Annotated in this window: 16 protein-coding genes and 2 pseudogenes; 9 read left to right on the top strand and 9 right to left on the bottom strand. The window is 73.0% G+C overall.

What is annotated here, in order from left to right; translation table 11 throughout:
• Positions 1-182 (top strand): hypothetical protein (locus AB0J06_RS18215; RefSeq protein WP_357429905.1); only part of this gene is annotated, 182 nt, incomplete at its 5' end.
• A 103-nt stretch (positions 183-285) separates the two neighbouring features.
• Here the strand turns inward: AB0J06_RS18215 and AB0J06_RS18210 are convergent.
• Positions 286-1,233 (bottom strand): hypothetical protein, encoded by a 948-nt coding sequence (locus AB0J06_RS18210; RefSeq protein WP_357429903.1) that lies wholly within the window; start codon positions 1,231-1,233, stop codon positions 286-288.
• 142 nt (positions 1,234-1,375) lie between these two features.
• On the opposite strand from AB0J06_RS18210, the gene cofD reads away from it, so the two are divergent.
• On the top strand, positions 1,376-2,323 hold the full coding sequence (cofD, locus tag AB0J06_RS18205; protein WP_357429901.1) for a 2-phospho-L-lactate transferase: 948 nt from the start codon (positions 1,376-1,378) through the stop codon (positions 2,321-2,323).
• A complete protein-coding gene (locus AB0J06_RS18200; protein WP_357429899.1) occupies positions 2,320-3,462 on the top strand; it encodes a coenzyme F420-0:L-glutamate ligase in 1,143 nt (380 codons plus the stop codon). Before cofD ends, AB0J06_RS18200 begins: the two co-directional genes overlap by 4 nt.
• Before the next feature lie 170 nt (positions 3,463-3,632).
• Here the strand turns inward: AB0J06_RS18200 and AB0J06_RS18195 are convergent, their stop codons facing one another.
• Positions 3,633-4,643, bottom strand: a complete 1,011-nt coding sequence (locus AB0J06_RS18195) for a winged helix-turn-helix domain-containing protein (RefSeq protein WP_357429897.1) — start codon at positions 4,641-4,643, stop codon at positions 3,633-3,635.
• 255 nt (positions 4,644-4,898) lie between these two features.
• Positions 4,899-5,951: a hypothetical protein gene (locus tag AB0J06_RS18190; RefSeq protein ID WP_357429895.1), complete on the bottom strand. Its 1,053-nt coding sequence runs from the start codon at positions 5,949-5,951 to the stop codon at positions 4,899-4,901.
• A gap of 40 nt (positions 5,952-5,991) precedes the next feature.
• Here AB0J06_RS18190 and AB0J06_RS18185 point away from each other — a divergent pair, with 40 nt between their 5' ends.
• Complete coding sequence (locus tag AB0J06_RS18185) at positions 5,992-6,558, top strand: NUDIX hydrolase (protein WP_357429893.1); 567 nt, start codon at positions 5,992-5,994, stop codon at positions 6,556-6,558.
• Here AB0J06_RS18185 and AB0J06_RS18180 read toward each other — a convergent pair.
• Both AB0J06_RS18180 and AB0J06_RS18175 read right to left on the bottom strand, forming a co-directional pair.
• Complete coding sequence (locus AB0J06_RS18180; RefSeq protein WP_357429891.1) at positions 6,527-7,627, bottom strand: sugar phosphate nucleotidyltransferase; 1,101 nt, start codon at positions 7,625-7,627, stop codon at positions 6,527-6,529. The two genes, AB0J06_RS18185 and AB0J06_RS18180, sit on opposite strands and share 32 nt — an antisense overlap.
• 48 nt (positions 7,628-7,675) lie before the next feature.
• Positions 7,676-8,821 carry a glycosyltransferase family 1 protein gene (locus AB0J06_RS18175; RefSeq protein WP_357429889.1) on the bottom strand — a complete coding sequence of 382 codons (1,146 nt, stop codon included), beginning with the start codon at positions 8,819-8,821 and terminating at the stop codon, positions 7,676-7,678.
• A 186-nt stretch (positions 8,822-9,007) separates the two neighbouring features.
• Here AB0J06_RS18175 and AB0J06_RS18170 point away from each other — a divergent pair, with 186 nt between their 5' ends.
• A complete protein-coding gene (locus AB0J06_RS18170; RefSeq protein ID WP_357429887.1) occupies positions 9,008-9,700 on the top strand; it encodes a TIGR03089 family protein in 693 nt (230 codons plus the stop codon).
• 9 nt (positions 9,701-9,709) lie between these two features.
• Here the strand turns inward: AB0J06_RS18170 and AB0J06_RS18165 are convergent, their stop codons facing one another.
• Together AB0J06_RS18165 and AB0J06_RS18160 are read right to left on the bottom strand one after the other, a co-directional pair.
• Entirely contained in the window at positions 9,710-10,066 is a 357-nt protein-coding gene (locus tag AB0J06_RS18165; protein ID WP_357429885.1) for a hypothetical protein, read from the bottom strand.
• A gap of 84 nt (positions 10,067-10,150) precedes the next feature.
• Positions 10,151-12,121, bottom strand: coding sequence for an acetoacetate--CoA ligase (locus AB0J06_RS18160; protein WP_357429916.1), 1,971 nt, complete (start codon positions 12,119-12,121; stop codon positions 10,151-10,153).
• Between the two features lie 268 nt (positions 12,122-12,389).
• Here AB0J06_RS18160 and AB0J06_RS18155 point away from each other — a divergent pair.
• Positions 12,390-12,440, top strand: a pseudogene (locus AB0J06_RS18155) (hypothetical protein); the annotation flags it as partial.
• Positions 12,441-12,522: 82 nt separating this feature from the next.
• Here the strand turns inward: AB0J06_RS18155 and AB0J06_RS18150 are convergent.
• Complete coding sequence (locus AB0J06_RS18150; protein ID WP_357429883.1) at positions 12,523-13,044, bottom strand: hotdog domain-containing protein; 522 nt, start codon at positions 13,042-13,044, stop codon at positions 12,523-12,525.
• A gap of 23 nt (positions 13,045-13,067) precedes the next feature.
• On the opposite strand from AB0J06_RS18150, the gene AB0J06_RS18145 reads away from it, so the two are divergent.
• Complete coding sequence (locus tag AB0J06_RS18145) at positions 13,068-13,766, top strand: hypothetical protein (RefSeq protein WP_357429881.1); 699 nt, start codon at positions 13,068-13,070, stop codon at positions 13,764-13,766.
• A 129-nt stretch (positions 13,767-13,895) separates the two neighbouring features.
• Here the strand turns inward: AB0J06_RS18145 and AB0J06_RS18140 are convergent, their stop codons facing one another.
• Entirely contained in the window at positions 13,896-15,059 is a 1,164-nt protein-coding gene (locus AB0J06_RS18140) for an acyl-CoA dehydrogenase family protein (protein WP_357429879.1), read from the bottom strand.
• 247 nt (positions 15,060-15,306) lie between these two features.
• On the opposite strand from AB0J06_RS18140, the gene AB0J06_RS18135 reads away from it, so the two are divergent.
• Together AB0J06_RS18135 and AB0J06_RS18130 are read left to right on the top strand one after the other, a co-directional pair.
• Positions 15,307-16,734, top strand: coding sequence for a UDP-glucose/GDP-mannose dehydrogenase family protein (locus AB0J06_RS18135; RefSeq protein WP_357429877.1), 1,428 nt, complete (start codon positions 15,307-15,309; stop codon positions 16,732-16,734).
• A 162-nt stretch (positions 16,735-16,896) separates the two neighbouring features.
• A pseudogene (locus AB0J06_RS18130) lies at positions 16,897-21,893 on the top strand (permease).
• The last annotated feature ends 1 nt before the right edge of the window (position 21,894 follow it).

Raw genomic sequence — 21,894 nt, 5'->3', positions numbered from 1 at the left:
GCTGGTGCCCGACCAACGCCAGCGGCGCGATGACCGGCCGACACGCGATGTGGTCCGGATTCGGCAAATCGGTCAACACATACTTCGTGCAGCTGCCGGGGCGCCGGGGCGGCCCCGCGGGCGGCCTGGGGCGCCGCGGCGTCCTCGGTAGGGCGGGATTCCATTCGATCAGCCACCCGTGAAGCCTAGGCCCTGGCACCCACCACACAGCGTGGCGACCGCCATATACGGCGGAAGGGCGCCCCGGCCGGGACGCCCTTCGTACGCGGATGATCGCCAGCGGCGCTAGCGCGGCTCGCTCGGCTTGATCACCTGAGTGCGCTGACCGTCGTCCGAGGACTCCGGCTCGCCCGGCTGCTGGTCGAGCGGCCTGATCGCCTGGGTCCGCTGGTCGGCCGCTTCCTCGCCACCCGGGGCGGCGGGGGTGGCCGCCGGCGGCGTGGCCGACACCGGGGAGTCCGACACCGGCGCGGCGCTCGGCTGCATCGGGGCCGTGGGCTGCGGAGCCGGCGGGGCCGACTGCGGGGCCGGCATGTAGGGGGACCCGAACTGCTGCTGCCCGGGCGCGCCGGGCTGCCCGTACGGCTGCTGCGGGTAGCCGGGCTGGCCGTAGCCCTGGGGGTATCCCTGCGGGTATCCCGGCTGCTGGCCGTACGGCTGCTGCGGGTAGCCGCCCTGGTGGGGGTAGCCGGGCTGGCCGTAACCCTGGGGCTGGCCGTAGAGGCCGGGCTGGGGCTTGGGCTTGGGGACGTAGTAGAGCGTGCGCCAGAGCGTCAACACGGCGTAAGCGGCAACCCCGAGAACGGCAAGCCAGGCCAACCGGACCAGCAGCGTCTGGAAGGCCACCCACACGCTGCGCTCGAAGAGCGCGACCAGCCCGATCAGGAGCCCGAACAGCACCCCGAAGACGACCGAAACCGCGTACTCGACCAGCGCCACCACAGTGATCAGCTTGGCGCGGCCCACCGCCGGCTGGATGTGCGTGGCGAGCAGCACCGCCAGGATCGGCAGGACAATGTTGTCGAGCCCGATGAAGCCGTCGAAGCTGGCCGCCGCGCGCAACGTGAACTCGCCGCTGAACTCGCTGTCCGGGAAGAGCAGGGTGAGCAGCGCGACGAAGAGGAAGACGGCGTTGGCGCCGAGGAGCACGAGCGCGGCCAGTTCCCGTAAGGGCTTGGTTATCTGGCTGGCGGGCACACCGTCGGTCGGCGCGGTTCCGGGTTGGGTGGTCAAGGATCCCCCTGTGACGATGGCGGACGGATGCGCCCGTGAGCGTAGCGGGACGGGCTGCCGGATGATTCCCCGAAGTCCACGCGGTCGAAACCGCGTAACCCACCGTGCGGCGCCGACCCGGCGGTAGGCGAGGATGGTCGGCATGCACATCGTGGTACTTGCCGGGGGGATCGGCGGGGCCCGCTTCCTCACCGGCGTGCGGGCGTACGCGCGTGAGGTCGGCGCCGAGGTGACCGCGGTCGTCAACGTGGGCGATGACGCGATCATGCACGGGCTGCGGATCTCCCCGGACCTGGACAGCGTGATGTACACGCTCGGCGGGGCCGCCGACGCGGAGCGCGGGTGGGGCCGGGCCGGCGAGACCTGGGCGGTCCGACAGGAACTCGCGGCCTACGATGCGCAGCCGACCTGGTTCGGGCTGGGCGACAAGGACCTCGCCACGCATCTCGTACGGACGAACATGCTCAACGCGGGATATCCGCTCTCCGCCGTGACCGAGGCGCTCTGCGCGCGCTGGCAGCCCGGCGTACGCCTGCTGCCGGCGACGGACGACCGGCTTGAGACCCACGTCGTGGTCGAGACCGATGAGGGCCAGCGGGCGATCCACTTCCAGGAGTGGTGGGTACGGCACCGCGGCGACATCCCGACACGCCGGTTCGTGTTCGTCGGCGCCGACGCGGCGACGCCCGCGCCCGGCGTGCTCGACGCGCTCGGCAACGCCGACGTGGTGCTCGTCGCGCCGAGCAACCCGGTGGTGAGCATCGCTCCCATCCTGGCCGTGCCCGGGCTGCGCGCGGCGTTGACCGGCGGACGGGCGCCGGTGATCGGCATCTCCCCCATCATCGGGGGCGCGCCGGTGCGCGGCATGGCCGACAAGTGCCTGGCCGTGATCGGCGCCGAGTGCAGCGCCGCCGGCGTGGGACGGCTCTACGGCCCGCGCCGCGAGGGCGGCGTGCTCGACGGCTGGCTGGTCGACACGAGTGACGACGGCGCCGACGTGCCGGGGGTGACGGTCCGAGCGACTCCACTGTGGATGTCGGACGAGGTGGCGACCACGGCGATGGTCCGAGACGCGATGGAGCTGACATGAGCGGCAGACACAGCGCCCCCGAGCCGGACGGCGCCGGAAACGGCACATCCCTGGAGATCCTGCCGGTGCACGGCATCGGTGACGTCACGCCGGGAGACGACCTCGCGGCGCTCATCGCCGACGCGGCGCCGTGGCTGCGCGACGGCGACGTCCTGGTGGTCACCAGCAAGATCGTTTCGAAGGCGGAAGGGCGCCTCGTCGACGTGCCGGTCGACGGGCCGGAACGGGCCGCGGCGCGCGAGGAGACCCTGGCCGCGGAGACGGCCCGTCCCGTGGCCCGGCGTGGGCAGACCCGGATCGTGCAGACCCACCACGGCTTCGTGATGGCCGCGGCCGGCATCGACGCCTCCAACGTGGACCCGTCCCGGCTGGTGCTGCTGCCGAAGGACCCGGACGCCTCGGCCCGCGCCCTGCGGGCCACGCTCCGCGAACGGCACGGCGTCGACGTGGCGATCATCATCTCCGACACGATGGGGCGCCCCTGGCGCAACGGCCTCACCGACGTGGCGCTCGGGGCCGCCGGGATCGGCCCGATCCGCGACCACCGGGGCGAGATCGACGCGTACGGCAACGAACTGCACATCACCGAGATGGCGGTGGTCGACGAACTCGCCGGCGCCGGGGAACTCGTCAAGGGGAAATGCGACCAGGTGCCCGTGGCGGTGGTTCGGGGCTATCTCAGAACGGCGCGACCGGACGACGGCGCCGGGGCGGTGGCGCTGATCCGCGATGCCGCCCAGGACCTCTTCTCGCTCGGCACCGCCGAGGCGACCGCCGCCGGGTTCCTCGCGGCGGCGACGATGGCCGACCCACTCGCGTTGCCGGCCGAGCCGGTCAGGGCGACTGCGGTCGCCCGGGCGATCGCGGCCGTGGCCGGAGTGATCGCCCCTGGCACGGCCTTCACCCACACGACCGACCCGGAGATACGCGACGAACTCGCGCCCGACGCACCGGTCGGTGCCACGGGATTGATCCTCTGTCGGCTGCCCGCCCCCGCGGCACCGGTGGACCTGATCCGCTTCGGTGCCGACCTGCACCGGCTGCGCGCCGCACTCGCCGCCGAGGGTGTGCCCAGCGCCCCCCTCCCGATGCCCCCACCCGGCGACGACCACACCCTCACCACCATCCTCGCCGTCTAGCCCCCGCCCCCCACCCCGCCCCCCGGCCCCCGCCCCCGCGCCCGTGACTGCGCCCGTCGATCAAGGACGTATTCACACTGTTTGATCTCCAATCGTGTGAATACGTCCTTGATCGACGCGAAAGTCCTTGATCGACGGGGTGCGGCTGGGACATCGCTCGTTGAGCGCCGTCACGGTTGGTCGAGCATGGCCCGGCCGAGGGGGGTGAGCGTGTGCAGCACCGTGTTGCGGTCCCGGTGGCTGACCAGCAGCCCGGCATTGCGCAGCACGGTGGCATGCTGACTCGCGGCCGCGGGCGAGATGTGCAGCCGGCGGGCGACCTCGCCCGTCGAACAGCCACCGTCGACCACCTCCAGCACCGCGGCGCGGGTGCGGCCGAGCAGCGCGGCCAACGCCGCCTGTCCGTCGGCGCCGCCCGCCGGTGGACGGGTCTCGCCCTCGCCGGGCGCGGACGCCAGCGCGCCCAGCCGGTCCACCGGATAGACGAGCACCGGCGGCAGACTGGGATCGACGAGCGCGACCGGGGTACGGGCGCAGAAGAACGACGGCACCAGCAGCAGTCCCCGGCCGTCCAGGTGCAGCTCGCGGCGGGCCGGGTAGTCCAGCACCCGCAGCACGCCGGAATCCCACTGCATCGCCGGACGCAGGCTCGCCAGCAGCCCCTCCGCGCCCCCGTCGAGCAGCGAGCGGGACCGCCGCGTCCGGTCCGCCTCGACTGCCGCCTGGATCCGCTCCCAGTACGGCGCGATCGCCACGTCCCGGTACCGCTCCATCGAGTCGGTGAGGTGCTGCAGCACCTCCGGCTCGCCGCGCGCGAGGGCCGACGCGGTGGCGGGCAGGGGGTTTCCGGCCGCGAACAGGGTGAGGTCGCGGTGGAGCAGCTCGGGCGGGGTGGCCCGGACCGCGGCAAGTCCCGCCTCGAACCCCTGCAGGCTGTTGTAGGGGGTGAGGAAATCCGGGAAGTAGCCGCGCGGCGGGTTGAGCGCGAAGAGCAGCCGGAGGTCGCGGCTGTCGGTGTCGCGGCGCAGCGCGCGGGAGACGTCGCGTCGCCAGCCGGCCATGATCGGGTCACGGCTGCGTCCCTGCAACAGATGCAGGCTCAGCACCAACTCCCAGACCGGGTCGGCGGGGGCGACCCGGGTCCGGGCGATGTCCTCGCTGGAGAAGAATATTCTCAGCACGGAACGCTCCCGGGAGGCTGCGGGCGGGGGTGGGCCGGCGGCCAACCGCACCCTATCGGGCCGTCGCGACCTGTGTCTTTCGGCGACAGCTGAAATGCCTCGACGCCCGGCGGGCCCCGCCGTCATGCTCGTCGTCTGCAGCCGGCGAAGGCGTCGGTGCCCGGGCGACCGCCACGAGGGTCCGCGGCCTTCCGCTCCGCGGGGGCGGTACTCGGGCGCGCAGCGTTGATCGTCGTTGAAGGCCGGCCAGTGGGGTCAGGCCAGCCAGAGCGCGACCCGATGGTCCTCATCAGTGACGTAGAAGCGGATTCCATCCACGTCGGCGAGACCTTCCACGTTGTGCAGCGGGGCCAGGTCGGCGACGAGTTCGCCGGCGAGCGCCGGCCCTCCGTTCCCGGCCGGCAGCCGGAAGCGCACGTGCCGACAGCTCACCTCACCGCCGTGCGGATGCTCGTCGAGCAGTACCGACCCCTTGCCGACCGCGTCGATCGAGCCGATCACCGCGTCGTACGAGTTGTCGCCCCGGGCGGAGAGGGCCCGGCAGCCGGTCAGGGCTCCGACCGGTGTCACCCCGGTCAGCGCGTACGCCCGCACCACCCGCGGCCAGCTGCGCGGGTCGTCGTCGAACATCCCCTCGACCCCGGCGAGTTCCACGAAGATCGGCTCTCCTTTGTCGGTGACCGGGAAGCGGAGCCCGACGAGCAGGGTGCCGGCGGGGGTGAACGCGGCGGCCTCGACATTCATCGGCAGGTCGCCGTGAGCGAGCCGCGTGACGCAGGTCTTCGACCGTGCGCTCCCCCGGGCCACCGTCTCGACGATGAATCGGTCCCGCACCCGCTCGCCGGGCGGCAACACCGCGATGTCGGCCGCGCGGAGCGCGTCGTTGACCACCCGGTGCAGCCGGAACTGGTTGCGCACCACCTGCAGCGGAACAGGCCGCCCGCCCACGCACGAGGCCTCCCGGAACCGGGCGACGAACGCCCGGCGGGGCCGCAGCGGACCGCGTTTGGAGCCGAAGTGCGACCCGAGGACGTAGACCCAGCCGTCGCGGTGGGCCAGCGCCTCGCCGTCCTCGGTGCGGCCGGCCTCCGGACCCGCGTCGAAGGCGACGAGCTCCTCGGACCACCCGCCGTCGCGCCGCTGCACCAGCAGCGCCAGGCACTGCTCGACGGGGCCCTCGTCGAGCACGGTCCAGAAGGCGCGACGGGCGCCGTACGCGGCCAGCAGCTCCGGTGACCGGACGGGAAGCAGGTCACTGGCCTCGTTGCCGGCGACGGTCAGTTCCACGGGGTGCGACAGGCCGGCCATGTGGATCAGCGTACGGAGCAGCCACCCGTACAGTGGTCGGGTGCTGGAGAAGCTGCACGCCGACGCGGTCGTCGTGCTCGGCGGGTGGCGGCCGCCGAATCCGGCGGCCGCGACCGCGCGCGACCGGACGCTGCGGCTGCTGGCCGCGGGGCCGGTGGCGATGACGCGGGAGCATCAGCCCGGTCACGTCACGGCCAGTGCGCTGGTGGTCGACGCGGACGCCGCCCGGGTGCTGCTCTGTCTGCACGGGCGGTTCCACCGCTGGGTGCAGTTGGGCGGCCACTGCGAGCCGGGCGACCCGACGCTCGCCGACGCGGCGCTGCGGGAGGCGACCGAGGAATCCGGGATCAGCGGCCTGCGGTTGCATCCCGTCCCGATCGACCTGGACATCCATCCGGTCCGCTGCGGGGGCGGATCGCTGCATTACGACGTGCGTTACGCGGCGATCGCGCCGCCCGGGGCGATCGAGCGGGTGAGCGCGGAATCCGCGGCGCTCGGCTGGTTCCCGCCGGACTCGCTCCCCGAGCCGCTCGCGGATGCCACCGCCCAACTGGTGGCACCCGCGCTCGCGGCGGTCACACGTACGTCTCTTCGCCTCGCTCCTTGAGCCCGTCGACCAGCTTCTTGACGTCCTGCGCACGGTCGCGCGGGCAGACCAGCACCACGTCCGGTGTGTCCACGACGATCAGGTCCCGCACCCCGAGCGTGGCGATCAGCCGCCCGGAGTGCGGCACCACGACCAGCCCGCTGCTGTCATGCAGCAGCACGCCCGGCTTCTCCTCGGCCTCCGGCGCCCCGAGCACCACGTTGCCGTCCGCGTCGGTCGGGAGCATCTCGCCGAGCGTGTGGAAGTCGCCGACGTCGTTCCACCCGAAATCACCCGGTACGGTCCCCACCCGCCCGGCCTCGGCGGCCCCCTCCATCACCGCGTAGTCGACGGAGATCTTCCGCAGCGTCGGCCAGACCTCGCCCAGCACATGGTCGCGCTCGGCGGAATCCCAGGCATCGATGATCCGCATCAGACCGGCGTGCAGATCGGGCTGCTGGCGGGCCAACTCGGCGAGAAACACGTCGACCCGCCACACGAACATGCCCGCGTTCCACAAGTGACGTCCGGACTTCAGGTAGCTCTCCGCCACGTCGTACGCCGGCTTCTCGGTGAATTCCTCGACCCGGCGGAGCGGGCCGGAACCGATCGGTCCGCCGCACTGGAGGTAGCCGTAGCCGGTCTCCGGCCGGGTGGGGGTGATCCCCACCGTCATCAGCAGGCCCTGCTCGGCGCCGATCACCGCCTGGCGGACCGTCTCCACGTAGCGTTCCGTGTCGCCGATCAGGTGGTCCGCGGCGAACGATCCCATCACGGCCTCGGGGTCGCGGCGGGCGATCACCGCCGCGGCCAGGGCGATCGCCGCGCACGAGTCACGCGGCGAGGGCTCGACGAGGATGTTCTCCTCCGGGACCGCCGCCAGCTGCCGGGCGACCGCCGCGGCGTGGGCGGCTCCCGTCACGACCAGCGTGCGGTCCGGGGTGCTCAGCGGCGCCAGCCGCTCCACGGTCGCCTGCAGCAACGAGGCGCTGGTGCCGGTGAGCGGATGCAGGAACTTGGGGTTGCTGGCGCGGGACAGCGGCCACAGACGTGTCCCGCTGCCACCAGCCGGGATGACGGCGAAGAGCATCAGCCCATCATGCCTGGCCCGCTCGGCGGACTACGCGGGACGGGGGTATCACACGGCCGCCCGGCTCCAGGCCGCGATGTGCACCTCGGCGCTCGACTCCCAGGTGAACTCCTTGGCCCGGTCGAAGCCGGCCTTGGCCAGCGCGAGCCGGCGCGCCTCGTCGTCGAGGAGCGCGCCCAGGTCGGTGGCGATCTGGCCGGGGTCTTCGCTGGTGTAGGCCACCGCGTCGCCCCCCACCTCCGGAAGCGAGAGGCGCGGGGTGGTCAGCACCGGGGCCGCGCAGGCCATCGCCTCCAGGATCGGCAGGCCGAAGCCCTCCCCGTACGAGGGGTAGGCGGCGACCAGCGCCCCGCCGAGGAAACCGGGCAGGTCCGCGTAGCGCAGGTAGCCGGGGCGGAGCAGCCGCAGGTGCGCGGGGACGTCCGCGACGGCCCGGTCGATGTCGTCGTCGTGCCCCTGACCGCCCGCGACCACCAGCGCCGGCGGATTGGGCCGGTCCTGTACGGCGAGCGCCCAGCCCCGGATCAGGTTGGGCACGTTCTTACGGGGCTCCTTGGCGCCGAGGAAGGCGATGTAGCTGGTGTTGCCGAGTCCGAGCCGCGCCCGGACCCGCGCCTTCTCCTCGTCGGTCGGGGCGTGGAACGCGTTCTGGTCGACGCCGTGGTAGGCGACGTCGATGCGGGTGGGATCGGCGTCGAGCAGCCGGATCAACTCATCGCGGGTCGCCTTGCTCGGCACGATCACCCGGCCCGCGCGGCGCAGCGAGGTCTTGATCGCGCTGCGGAAGAACGTCCGGCGGGATTTGTCGTAATGCTCCGGCTCGGTGAAGAACGTCGCGTCGTGCACGGTCACCGTCACCGGACAGCCGGCCCGCAGCGGACAGGTGTAGAACGGCGAATGGAGCACGTCGGCACCGACCTGCTGGGCGAGGAGCGGCAGGCCGGTCTGCTCCCACGCGAGGCGGGCGGGCCGGTGCGCGACCGCCGCCGGCGCGGGGATCACCTCGGCGGCCGGCAGCATCCGGGTGTAGCGCTCGGCGTCGGTGCGCAATCCGACCACCGCGAGCTCCACCCGCGATCCGATGACCTTGCCGAGCGCGCCGAGCAGACCGTCGACGTATCGACCGACGCCACCCCGGTCGGCAGGGACACTCGTGGCGTCGATGAGCACGCGGGGCGGGCGACCGGCGGTCACTGGGCAACTCCTCGATGGCGGGGGCTGTGGGCTACAACACTCACCGTCAAGCCTACGCCGCGCCGCACGCGCGCCGATGCCTGCGACGCGACCAGTGAACTGTCTTTCCCGATCCCGTCATCCTCTCGTCAGCTGGACGGGATCAGCCCGTCACGGTGCGTGCCCCAACCGGTATCGTCCTGACAGATGGCCGAGAACATTGCCCGGATCTTCGCCGCCGCGGTGGCCCAGGATCCGATCCGCCCGCTGCTCACCTGGTACGACGACGCGACCGGGGAGCGCACCGAACTCTCCGGCGCGACGCTGACGAACTGGGTGTCGAAGACCGCCAATCTGCTGGTCGACGGGGCGGGGATGGCGCCCGGCGACGCGGTCGGGGTGCTCCTGCCGCCGCACTGGCAGACCGCCGCCGTGCTGCTCGGCGCCTGGTCCGCCGGGCTCGATGTCCAGACCGAGGCGGTGCGGTCCGTGGAGGTGCTCTTCGCCGCCGCGGACCGGGTGGACGAGGCGACCGCCTGGCCGGCCGGGGAGCGCTACGCGCTGGCCCTGGCCCCGATGGCCGCGCCGGTACGTGAGCTGCCCGCCGGGTTCAGCGACTACGTCGTGGAGGTACGCGGACACGGCGACCACTTCACGCCGTACCCGACCGGGGGCCCGCAGGACGCGGACCTGGCCGACCGCGCGACCCGGCGCGGCGCGGAGCTGGGCCTCGTGCCCGGCGCGCGGGTGCTGGTCGACGCCGCGCGGCACGCCAACCCGATCGACTGGCTGTTGGCTCCGCTCACCGTGGGCGCGAGCATCGTCCTGTGTGGGCATGCCGACCCGACCCGGCTTCCCGACCGCGCCGCGGCCGAGAAGGTCACCGTGACCCTGGCGTAGCCGCGGCGGTCACAACCGGCTCGGCACCACCTCGCGCAGCGTGCCGTCCGGCTCGCACACGTAGAAGTTGGCCCGGTCGCTCAGCCAGGGCTTGCCCTCGGCCTCCCGCTCGGAGAGCACCTTCTCCTGCATGTCCAGGATGATGTAGCGCGACCCGTCGGGGTTTCCGCTCCGCCAGCCGGGCCCGTAGAGGCGGTCGACGAGGGAGTCGCGGCGTGTCTCGCAGAGCGCGCCGTCGGCGACCCAGTCGCCGGGGAGCCGGCACCAGAAGGTACGGGTGATCTTGGCAAGCGGATCGAACGCGGTGCTGCCCTCGACCCACACGGCGAGCGTGTCGGTGATGGTCAGGCGGAGGTAGACGCCCACGAAGAGGGGACGCTCCGCCCGACCCTTCCCGTTGCCAGACGTGTGGGTGGATAAGCGGGCCCGCGCGGTCAGCTCAGGCTCGGCTCAGCGGTCGGTGCGCTCCTTCGCGAACCGCTCGAAGGCCGCCAGCGACTCCGGGTTGGCGAGCGCCCCGGTGGCCGCCGCCGACTCCACCGGCGTGCCGGTCAGGATCTTCTTCACCGGCACCTCCAGCTTCTTCGCCGACAGCGTCCGGGGCACCGCCCGCACCTGGTGGATCTCGTCGGGCACGTGCCGTGGCGAGAGCGCGGTGCGCAACTCCCCGGCGATCCTCCGACGCAGCGCGTCGTCGAGCTCCAACCCGTCGGCGAGGACCACGAAGAGGAGCAGGTCGCCCGCGCCCCCCTCGGGATCCTCGAGGTGGATCACGACCGAGTCGACCACCTCGGGGAGCGCCTCGACCACGGAGTAGAACTCGGCGGTACCCAGCCGGACCCCGCCCCGGTTGAGCGTCGCGTCGGAGCGCCCCGTGATCACGCAGCTCCCCCGCTCACTGACCGTGATCCAGTCGCCGTGCCGCCACACCCCGGGGTAGAGGTCGAAGTACGCCTCCCGGTAGCGCGAACCGTCCGGGTCGTTCCAGAAGCCGACCGGCATGCTCGGCATCGGCTCGGTGATCACCAGCTCGCCGAGCTCGCCCACGACCGGTGTGCCATCGGCCGAACGTGCCTCGACCTTGGCGCCGAGGCAGCGGCAGCCGATCTCCCCGGCGTAGACCGGCACCAGCGGCACCCCGCCGACGAAGCCGGTGCAGACGTCGGTGCCACCGGAGAGCGACTGCAGCTGAACCGTGTCGCTGACCGTCTCGTACACCCAGCTGAACCCCTCGGCCGGGAGCGGCGCGCCGGTCGAGCCCACCGCGCGCAGCGCGGAGAGGTCGGCCTGCTCGCGCGGCACCACTCCGGCCTTGCGGCAGGCCAGCAGGAACGGCGCCGAGGTGCCGAAGTAGGTCACCTTCGCCTCGTCCGCCAGCCGCCACAACGCGCCCAGGTCGGGATGGCCCGGATTCCCGTCGTAGAGCACGATCGCCGCGCCGACCGCCGGCCCGGAGACCAGGAAGTTCCACATCATCCAGCCCGTCGTGCTGAACCAGAAGAACCGGTCCCCCGGCCCCAGGTCATGGTGCAGGGCGAGCATCTTCAGATGTTCGAGCAGGATGCCGCCGTGGCCGTGCACGATGGGCTTGGGCAGCCCGGTCGTGCCCGAGGAATAGAGCACGTAGAGCGGGTGGTCGAAGGCGACCGCGGCGAACTCCATCGCCTCGTCGGTCTCGGCTGCGAGCTCGGCCCAGGTCATCGTCGCCGGTGGCGGCGCGGCCTGGCCGTCCAGATAGGAGAGAAGGACGGTGTGTACGACCGACGGCAGCGCGGCCCGGATCGCCGCCAGCTCCGCGCGCCGGTCGACCGGCTTCTCCCCGTAGCGGTAGCCGTCGACGGCGACCAGCACGGTGGGCTCGATCTGCTGCCAACGGTCCACCACGCTGCGCGTGCCGAACTCGGGCGCGCAGGACGAGAAGACCGCCCCGAGACTGGTGGTGGCGAGCATCAGCACGAAGGTCTCGGGGATGTTCGGCGCGTACGCCGCGACCCGGTCACCGCGGCCGACGCCGAGCCGCCGCAGCCCGGCACGGACGCGGCGCACCTGCTCACGTAGCTCGGCCGCGGTCAGCGTGACCGGTGCCCGGCTCTGGCTGTAGCCGAGCACCACCGGGTCGTCGTCGGCGAGGCCGGGCATGCGCAGCACATGCTCGGCGTAGTTGAGGGTCGCCCCGGGAAACCAGCGCGCCCCGGGCATGGTCCGGCGCGCCAGGGTGGTTTCCGGCGCGGTGTGCGCGATCACCTGGAAGTAGTCCCAGATGGTGCGCCAGAACGCGTCGAGGTCGGTCACCGACCAGCGCCACAGGGCGTCGTAGTCGGCGAAGTCCAGGCCCCGCTCCGCGGTCAGCCAGCGCAGGTAGTCGCCGATCCGGGATCGTTCGCGGACGTCGGCCGGCGGCGTCCAGAGCACGTCACCCACTGTGTCACCCCTCCCCCGGACCGCCACGACGCTGTAGTGGTCCTGGCCGCCATCTTGCCGTACCCCGGCGGTCATTCTGCGACCCTGTCGGCCCCGCGCGACGCGTGCCCACCCCACACCGTCCCACCCCGACCTATGTGGCCATTCCCCGCGATGTTGCAGTTGTGGCACCTACGTGGACCCGCGCGGCTCAGTCGTCGGCCTGGCGCTCGTCGTCGTCGGCGTCCGCCGTGACCGGCCCGACCTGCCGCGGGTGCTCGCGTGGATCATGCTCATCAACGTGCTGGTGCCGCACGTGCCGGCCGCCATCCACAGCGGCGGTTACGCCCCGGGCGTGGTCACGTCGCTGCTGCTCCACCTTCCGGTGACCGTCGCCTACCTCCGGTCGACCGCCGCGCCCGTTAGCCGCTCGCCCGCGCGCGCTGGATGGCCCGGCGCCGGGCCAGCCGGTGCTCGCGCCGGATCTCGGCCTCCCGGAACCGTCGTTCGTCGTGCGGGGTCTCCGGCAGCACCGGGCGCACCTCGCGCGGCGCACCGGCCACGTCGACGGCGACGAAGACCAGGTACGCGGTGGCGACCCGGATCGGCTCGTCCTCGGCGGTGTCCCATCGCTCGGCGACCACCTTCACCCCGACCTCCATCGAGGTCTGGCCCGTCCAGTTCACCTGGGCGTGGGCGTGCACCAGGTCGCCGACCCGCACCGGCTCCACGAACAGGATCTCGTCGATGGCGGCCGTGACCGCCGTCCCACCGCTGTGCCGCGCGGCGGCCGCGCCGGCGACGTCGTCGACGAACTTCATCAGCACGCCGCCGTGCACCGTCCCGTAAAGGTTCACGTCGATCGCAGTCATGATCCGACTGAGGGTGACGCGGGAGTAGGAGGTGGGCTTTCCGGATGGCACGGCGGCGGACTGCTCGGTCATACCGGACACGGTACGGTGCGCCCATGCGTCATCTCTGGAGCTTGCTCGCCGGCGTTGTGGTGGCCCCGGTCACCTGGCTGCTCATCGCGATGGGCCAGGGCGGATCGACCCGCACCGTGGCCGGCTGGGTGGACGACGGCCGTTACGACACGGCCAGCCTCATCGAACCGGCCGCCTACCTGGTGGCCGCCGGGATCCTGCTCGGCCTGCTCGGCACGCTGCGGATCTCGCCCCTCGGCCCGCTCGTCGCCGGGCTGCTGCTGATCGGGGCGTACGCCGGCATGTTCGTCGCACCGTTCGTCGTCCACGACAACGTTCCGGGCAACGAGCGGATCTTCGGGCGGCCCGTGCCGCTGCACCTGCCGTTGGACAACGGCACGCTTCTGCTGCTCGGCGTGCTGCTGGTGATGGCGGCCGTCAGCGTCCAGCGGTGGCGACGGTGGCCGGTCACCGCCGACGACGCGGTGGGCGACGGGGCGGCCGCGCCGGCGACCGGCGGGGACGACGCGTCGGGCGGGGACGAGCACGAGAGCCCGAGCGACCTCGGCGCGACGCCGACGGCGCCGGCCACGGACGAAACGGACGGGGCGCCCGCGGCGATCCCCACGCAACGCGGCTCCGATGAGGTCGACCCGGCGCCCCTGCCGCGCCGGCAGGACAGCCAGTCTCCCTGGTCGACCCCGCCGCGCGCGGTCGCGAAGGAGTCCAGCACGACCGAGTGACCCGCCCGTCCCCCGCGATCTTGCAGTTGTTGCCGCCCGTTCGGGGCGGAGACGCCGTTCGGCACGGGCCGGATGCGCAAGATCGCGGGGGTGCTGCCGGCGGGGCGCTGCCCGCGCGGGTGTGGGCGCTCAGCCCTGGAGCAGTTGGCGCGCCATCACGATGCGCTGCACCTGGTTCGTGCCCTCGTAGATCTGGGTGATCTTGGCGTCCCGCATCATCCGCTCGACCGGGAAGTCCTTCGTGTAGCCGTACCCGCCGAGCAGCTGCACCGCGTCGGTGGTGATCTCCATCGCCGCGTCCGACGCGAAGCACTTCGCGGCCGCACCGAAGAAGGTGAGGTCCGCGTCACCCCGCTCCGACTTGCCCGCCGCCGCGTACGTCAACTGACGGGCCGCCTCCAGCTTCATCCCCATGTCGGCGAGGATGAACTGGATGCCCTGGAACTCCGCGACCGGCTTGCCGAACTGCTGCCGCTCCTTGACGTAGCCCTTGGCGAAGTCCAGCGCGCCCTGCGCGATGCCGACCGCCTGGGCGGCGATGGTGACCCGCGTGTGGTCGAGGGTGCGCATCGCGGTGGCGAACCCGGTGCCCGGCTCGCCGATCATGCGGTCGGCGGGGATCCGTACGTTGTCGAAGTAGACCTCGCGGGTCGGGGAGCCCTTGATGCCCAGCTTCTTCTCCGGCGCCCCGAAGCTCACACCCGGATCGGACTTCTCCACGACGAAGGCGGAAATGCCACGCGACCGGGCGGCGGGGTCGGTCACCGCGAAGACGGTGTAGTACTCGGAGACGCCGGCGTTGGTGATCCACCGCTTGGCGCCGTTGAGCACGTAGTGGTCACCGTCACGCACGGCGCGCGTCGTCATCGAGGCCGCGTCGCTGCCCGCCTCGGGCTCCGAGAGGCAGTACGAGAACATCCCGTCGCCGCCGGCGACCGGGGTCAGGTAGCGCCGCTTGAGGTCCGCGGAGCCCGCCAGCAGCAGCGGCATCGTGCCGAGCTTGTTGACGGCGGGGATCAGCGACGACGAGGCGCACGCCCGGGCGACCTCCTCGATGACGATGGCGGTGGCCAGCGCGTCGGCGCCGGCGCCCCCGAATTCGGCCGGAATATGCGGAGCATGGAAGTCGGCCGCGCGCAGCGCCTCGTAGGATGCCTTGGGGAATTCCCCGGTTTCGTCAGCCTCCGCGGCGTTGGGAGCGACCTTCGCGTCACAGACCGCCCGCACCGCCTGCCGGATCGCCTCGTGCTCCTCCGGCAACTGATAAACGTCGAACGAGTGCTCCGTGGTCATGATGCCCTCCCCTTGGCGATTAGCCTGCGCGGATGTGAGGATAACGGCCAACCACCGGGTGCCCTTTTCCGGCCGCGTAGGCTCACCCACTATCGTCGCTTGCGCACCTCGGCGGCTTCAGCCGGGTCACGCAGCCGAGCCGCTGCCCTGAATACATCTGAACTGTCCGATGACGGCGCCGAGATCCGGCGCCGCACCCGACCGCGACGCACCCACAGCGCCGCCGATGCGAGCGGAGACCACAGGCGTGACGATCCCGTACCCGAGTAGCCAACCCATGCCGGCAATCGCCACGGTGACCCCTCCGTCCGGCTCTGCCCGCCCGCGGCTGACCTTCCTGGGCACCGGGTACCTGGGCGCGACGTACGCCATCTGCTTCGCCGAACTCGGCTACGAGGTGATCGGCTTCGACATCGACGAAGCCAAGATCGCGAAGCTCTCCGGCGGCGCCGTCCCGTTCCACGAGGCCGGGCTCGACGAACTGCTCCGCCGCAACCTCGCGGCCGGGCGGCTACGCTTCACCACCGACTACAAGGAGACGGCCGACTTCGGTGACGTCCACTTCATCTGCGTGGGCACGCCACAGCGCGCGGACGGGATGGGCGCGGACCTGACCTACGTCGAGGCGGCCGTGACGGGCCTCTCCCAGCACCTGACCCGCAAGGCGCTGATCGTCGGAAAGTCGACCGTGCCGGTCGGCACCGCCGAGTGGATCGAGCAGCTCGTGGGCAAGCACGTCTCCCCGGACCTCGGGATCGAGGTGGCCTGGAGCCCCGAGTTCCTCCAGGAGGGCTTCGCCGTCGAGGACGTGCTCCGCCCCAACCGCATCGTGGTCGGCGTCAAGAGCGAGTGGGCCAACTCGATGCTCTACTCGGCCCACAAGGGTGTCTTCGACCTGGCCGCCACCGAGGACCGCGAGGTCCCGCTGGTGGTGACCGATTTCGCCACCGCCGAGCTGGTCAAGGTGGCCGCCAACGCCTTCCTCGCCACCAAGATCTCGTTCATCAACGCGATGGCCGAGGTCTGCGAGGTGGCCGGCGGCGATGTGACGCAGCTCGCCCGCGCGATCGGCTACGACCCGCGCATCGGCAACCGGTTCCTGCAGGCCGGCGTCGGCTTCGGCGGCGGTTGCCTGCCGAAGGACATCCGCGCGTTCCAGGCCCGGGCGCAGGAGCTGGGCGCCGGCGAGGCGCTGCGGTTCCTGCACGAGGTCGACCTGATCAACCTGCGTCGCCGCACCCGGGTGATGACGCTCGCCGCGGAGCTGCTGGGCCGCCGCTCGGGCCCGGCCGGACCGGACCTCTCCGGCACCCGGATCGCCGTGCTGGGCGCGACCTTCAAGCCCAACTCCGACGACGTACGCGACGCGCCGTCACTGGCCGTCGCCGCGATGTTGGCCAAGGCCGGCGCCGACGTACGCGTCTACGACCCCGAAGGCATGGAGAACGCCAAGCGGGCACTCCCGGACGTGGCCTACGAGGCGTCGATGACCGACGCGGTCCGCGGCTCCGACCTGGTCTGCGTGCTCACCGAGTGGGCCGATTTCCGCAACGCCGACCCGATCGCCCTCGGCGAGCTGGCGAACGGCCGTCGGGTGATCGACGGGCGGAACTGCCTGGACTCAACGCTGTGGACGCAGGCCGGCTGGGACTACCGCGGCATGGGTCGCCCCTGACCCCGAACGTGAACTGACGTCCGGCCGCGATCCCTGCAGGGGTCGCGGCCGATGTCATTTCTGCGGTCTCCCGTCCTCCGGGGACTGTTCAACCGTTGCCTGTTCTGGGCATGCTTCGGGGAAGAGTCCACAATGCTGGGCCGCCGGCGTGATGGAGGTGCCATGAACACCTACCCGTGTTCCGCGTGCGGCCGCAGCATGCCGCCCGGCCCGCACTGCCCGCACTGCGGGGCGGACCAGGGGGAATTCGTCGAGGATCTGGCCCGAATCGAGCGTTCCATCGCCGAGATGAAGGCGCGGGACGTGGCCATCGCCAAGGAACAGAAGACGATCGCCGCCAATCTGCAGGCGGCGGTCTTCCAGCGGGACATCCTCGCGCACGCCAATGACGAACGCCTCAAACGGGCGTCGCGGCCCCGCCTGACACTGCGGCACCGGGTGGGGCGCCGGCCGCCGACCGCCGGCCGGGGAGCGTCGTCGCGGGTCCGCCGGCAGCCCCCGCTCGACGAAGACGAGCGTCGCCCACCGCCACAGCCGGCACAACCGGTCGACCCGGAGCCCCGCGCCAAGCCCGAAGCGTCGTCGCGGGAAATCCAGAACGTCCTGCTCGGCCTCGGCGCGTTGCTGCTCGCGATAGCCGCCGTCGTCTTCGCCGGCCTCGCGATCAGCTCGCTCGACGACGCCGGCCGGGTGGCGATCCTGGCCGCCGCGACCGTGCTGATGCTCACCGCCGCCCCGCTGCTGGCGCGGCGGTCGCTGGTCGCCACCGCCGAGACCGTCGCCGCGATCGGACTGCTCCTGGTGCCGTTGACCGGCTACGCGGTCTGGACCGTCGACCAGGTTCGCACCACCCCGGTGACCGGCGGCGTCTTCGCCGGACTGATCTTCGCGGCCACCGCGGTGGTCGCCGCGCTCTACGCCGGGGTCAGCCGGCTGAGCGTGCCGCGCTACGCGACCGTGCTCGCCGTGCAACCCGTGCTGCCGCTGCTGGCGTACCACTGGATCGGCGACGCGCTGGCGTGGGCGCTCGCGCTCGCCGCGGTCGCCGGTATCGACCTGTACCTCGGGCGGCACTTCGGCCAGTACGAACGGCTCGCGCCGCCCCGCTGGATCGGCGCGCGACCACGGCCCGACGCGCCGCCCGGCGACGGCGTGGACCGGCCGGAGAGCGCTCCGGAAGAGGCGGACGCCGTGGTGACGGCGAACCCGTCACCGATCAATCGACGGCCGATCAACCGATGACCGGTCAATCACATCCGGGTCAACCCGTCGCCGGCCGCCCCGCGCCCGACCTACCGGACCCGCAGGTCCCGGCCAGCGCGGCCATCTGGCTGCGGGAACTGATCTGGGTGCTGCACGGACTGGCGATCGGCGCCGCCCTGGTCTACGCCGTCGCCGCCCTTCTCCAGGCCGACACCGTGCCCACGGCGGCACGGGCGGCGTTGACGCTGCTGCTGACCGCGATCGTGGGGCTCGCCGGGGCGCTGACCATGGGCCAGCGACCACTGCCGGACGTGGCGGCCGGAGTCCTGACGCTCGCGGTGATCGGGGCGGTCGCCCGGGTGGCCGCCATCGCACTGCCCGGACGCGCCCTCCTGATCGTCGCCGCCGTCGTCACCGTCACCGGTCTGGCCGTCCGTGCCCTACCCGATCAGGCTCGTCGCGGACCCCAGCTGGCCTCGGCGGCCGCGCTGGCCGTCCTCGGCGTACTGGTGGCCGGCAGCGCCCTGCGGGCGGCGCTGGCGCCGGTCCGGGCAGCGCAGCCGGCGTGGGAGGCCGAGCTCGCCGGCTACCCCGCCCGGCTCGCGGCGGCCGCCGGCCCGGTCGACTGGCAGCTCGCGATCGCCGCGTTCCTGCTCACCATCGCCGCCGTGCTCGCCCTGCCCCCGGAAGCCCGCCGCGAGTCCGCCGTGGCCGGCAGCGCCCTGACCGCCCTGGCCGCACCCGCCTCCTTCGGCCTGGCCTGGTGGGCAGCGCCCTGGCTGCCGGTGCTGGCCGCGGCGGGCATCGGTATCGCCGGGCTGTTCGCCCGCACCGAACGGGCGGCGCAGGTCCACGTGGCCGGCGCGGCGCTGGTCGGATTCGCCGGCGCCGGCGCGTCGATGGCGCGGCCCGGCCTGACCGCCGCTGTGTTGTTCGCTCTCGCCGCGGCCTGCGTGCTGATCGCCGTGGCCGCCACCCTGCCGGAGTTCCGTGCCCGCCCGCCGTCGGAGATCATGGCGGCGTGGGCGGCCGGCGGCACCGCGTTCGCCCTGCCCGGCGCGGTAGCCGCCCTGGTGGCCGCGACCGTGCCATCGGGGCCGCTGCTGACCGTGACGGCCGTGCGGGCCGCGACCGTGCCGGTGCTCGCGGCGAGCTTCCTCGCCGTCTGCGCGACGCTCGGCTACGCCGCCGTGACCCAGGTCGCCGAGCGGCAGATCAGTCTGCCGCTGACCCTGGGTACGGGTCTCGGCGCCCTCGTCGTGACCGGAGCCGCGTTCGGCGCCCCCGGCGCCACCGTCGCCGATGCCTGGGTCGGCGCGTTGCTCCTCGTCGGCGCCGTGCTGCTCTTCCTCGCCCCGTCGATCGACGCCGGTCGGCGGGCGGACCGGCTGCTCGACGGCCCCGACTTCGCCGCCGCCGCGGCCACCGCCGGGCTGGTCGGCACGCTGGCCCGGATCGCGGCCATCGTCGTCCCCGGCATCGAACTCGCCGCCACGGCCGCGCTGGTGCTGGTCGTGGCGGTCGGCGTGCGGGCCATGCCGCCCGACTGGCGGCGTGGCCCGGTGCTCGGCGCGGCGATCAGCGGCGGCGTCGTCGGACTGATCGCCGGCTACGACGCGCTCGGCAACGGACTGCGCGCGCTCGCTACTCCCGGCCACCTGTGGGAAGCTGACCTCAACGCCTGGCCGGCCGGCCCCGGCAGCGGCTGGCAGGTGCCCGTCGCGCTGGTGCTGCTCGCCCTGGCCGCCGCCGTGGTGCTGCCCCGACCGTGGTCGTACGACGTCTCCGGTGTTCTCGCCGGGCTCGCGACCGTCGCCACCCCGGTCGCGCTCGGCCTGCCGTGGTGGTCCCCGGTTCTGATCGGCTGCGCCGTCGCCACCACCTACGCGCTGGCGGGTGTGGCCGCCGTCGACCCCCGTGCGGGGCTGGCCCGGACGACCGTCGCGGCCGCCGTCGCGCTGTACGCCATCGGAGCCGGCTCGGTCCGCCCCTGGACGACCGCGATCGCGCTCGCCGTGGTGACGATCATCGGCGCCGTCGTCGCGACCCTCGCCCGGGTGATCGCCGCTCTTCCCGACCAACAGGCCGTCGCCGACGAAAATGTCGACGGGCCGCCGAGCGACGTGATGCCGGCCCATCTGGCCCAGATCGGCGGCGCCGCGACGGCTGGGGCGCTGCTCGCCCTTCCGGGCGCCATCGCCGCCTTCGCCGCACAGCTCGGCTGGCCGGCAGCGATCGTGCTCACCAGCGCGCTGGCCGCGTCCTGCGCCGGCGTCGCCGTGCTGGCCCTGGTGCGCCAACAGGTGCCGCACTACCTGCCGTACGCCACGGTCGGGGTCGCCGGCGGCGCGACCGTGACGGCGGTCGCGGCGCTCCCCACCGCCCTGCCCGCGGGGCTCTACGCGGCCGGCGCCGCGCTGCTCGCCGTCCTCGCCGAACTGCTCCGGGCCAGCACGCCGCCGCCCGGCGGTCCGGCCCAGCCGGCGCACCACTGGTCGGTGCTCGGTGGCCCGACGCAGCGACTTCCCGAGGCCCGGCCGCAGGGGCGCTGGCTGGTGAGCCCCGAGCGAGGCGTGATCGCCGCGGTGGCCCTGCCGACGGCGCTCGCCGTGGTGTCGATCGCGCCCGCCGCGCTCACCGCGATCGTCGGGCCGTACGAGACGCTCAGCCGGATCTGGCAGGGACCGCCGCCGCAGCTCCTCCACCCATCGACGGACGCCATGGACAGCACGAACGTCCTGGCGGCGCTCCTGTTGACCATCGCGGCGGCGCTGGCCGCAACCGGTTTCACGGGGAGCCGGCCGGCGGAGGCGATCCCCGTGGTGCTGCCCGGCGTCGCGATCACGCTGCTGATCGCGCCGATCTCGTTCGGTCTGGGCTGGCCGCATGGCACGATGGCCGCCCTTGCCGTGTTCACCATCTCGATGCTCGGCCTCGCGCTGACCCCGCCACCGGCGGATACCGACCGTGGCCGCCCGGCCCGGATCGCCCGCATCGTCGTCTTCACCATCGGCCTCGCGGCCGGCGGCGCCGGGCTCGCCGGCAGCCTCGCCACGAAGCAGCTCACCCTCTTCACGCTCGGCAGCGCGGTGGGCGTCGGCGCCATCGCCGCGTTCTTCGGCCGCACCCAGACCGCCCGGATCCTCGGCTGGCTCTTCGCCTCGGTGATGGCGCAGCTCTTCGTGCTCACCGTCGGACTCGTCGCCGGACTCCCGCCGACCTGGTCCGCGTTCGGGGTGCTGGCCGTGGGCGCCGCCCTGCTGGTGATCGCGACGCGGCTGCCCCGGCTACGCCGTCCGGAGGCGATCCGGGAGGAGTCCGTCGTGGAGTGGAGCGGATACGGGGCCGCGCTGCTCGCGCTGGCGCTCGCCTTCGACTCGCCCCGCCACGTGGCCGCGCTGCTGGCCGCCTGGGGCGCCGTGCTCGGCGTAGTGGCGACGCGTCCCGGCCGGCAGCCCGTCGAACGGCGGGTGCTCTTCTGGGCCTCGGTCGGCTGCGAGATCATCGCGTGGTGGCTGCTGATGGGCCTCAGCGACGTCGCGCTGACCGAGGCCTACACGCTGCCCTTCGCGGCGCTCGCCCTGCTCGTCGGGGTGCTGGAGCTGCGCCACCGACCCGACCTGAGCAGCTGGACGGCGTACGGGCCGGCGCTGTTGGCGGCCTTCGTGCCCACGCTGGTGCTCGTGCTCGCCACCAACACCAGCGATCTGCGTCAGGTGCTGCTCCTGCTGGGCGCGGTCGCCACGCTGATCGCGGGGTCGATGCGGCAGCAGCAGGCGCCGGTGGTCGTGGGGGCGGTGGTCACCGCGATCACGGCGCTGCACGTGCTGACGCTCGTCGGGCCGTGGCTGGCGCTGATTCCCGTGGGCATCGTGCTGCTGGCGTTGGGCGCGACGAACGAGCGGCGCCGCCGCACCCAGGACCGGGTGCGCGGCGCCCTACGCGGCATGCGGTAGG

Origin of the sequence: Micromonospora sp. NPDC049679 (assembly GCF_040659735.1) — a bacterium.
Classification (GTDB): Bacteria; Actinomycetota; Actinomycetes; order Mycobacteriales; family Micromonosporaceae; genus Micromonospora_I.
The sequence above is the reverse complement of the archived record's forward strand: the minus strand, read 5'-3'. Positions and strand labels throughout refer to the sequence as shown.

Coding starts and splice junctions, on each gene's coding strand:
- cofD (WP_357429901.1), top strand. CDS start 1,376: ATGCACATCGTGGTACTTGCCGGGGGGATCGGCGGGGCCCGCTTCCTC.
- AB0J06_RS18200 (WP_357429899.1), top strand. CDS start 2,320: ATGAGCGGCAGACACAGCGCCCCCGAGCCGGACGGCGCCGGAAACGGC.
- AB0J06_RS18190 (WP_357429895.1), bottom strand. CDS start 5,951: ATGGCCGGCCTGTCGCACCCCGTGGAACTGACCGTCGCCGGCAACGAG.
- AB0J06_RS18180 (WP_357429891.1), bottom strand. CDS start 7,627: ATGCTCTTCGCCGTCATCCCGGCTGGTGGCAGCGGGACACGTCTGTGG.
- AB0J06_RS18170 (WP_357429887.1), top strand. CDS start 9,008: ATGGCCGAGAACATTGCCCGGATCTTCGCCGCCGCGGTGGCCCAGGAT.
- AB0J06_RS18150 (WP_357429883.1), bottom strand. CDS start 13,044: ATGACCGAGCAGTCCGCCGCCGTGCCATCCGGAAAGCCCACCTCCTAC.
- AB0J06_RS18145 (WP_357429881.1), top strand. CDS start 13,068: ATGCGTCATCTCTGGAGCTTGCTCGCCGGCGTTGTGGTGGCCCCGGTC.
- AB0J06_RS18140 (WP_357429879.1), bottom strand. CDS start 15,059: ATGACCACGGAGCACTCGTTCGACGTTTATCAGTTGCCGGAGGAGCAC.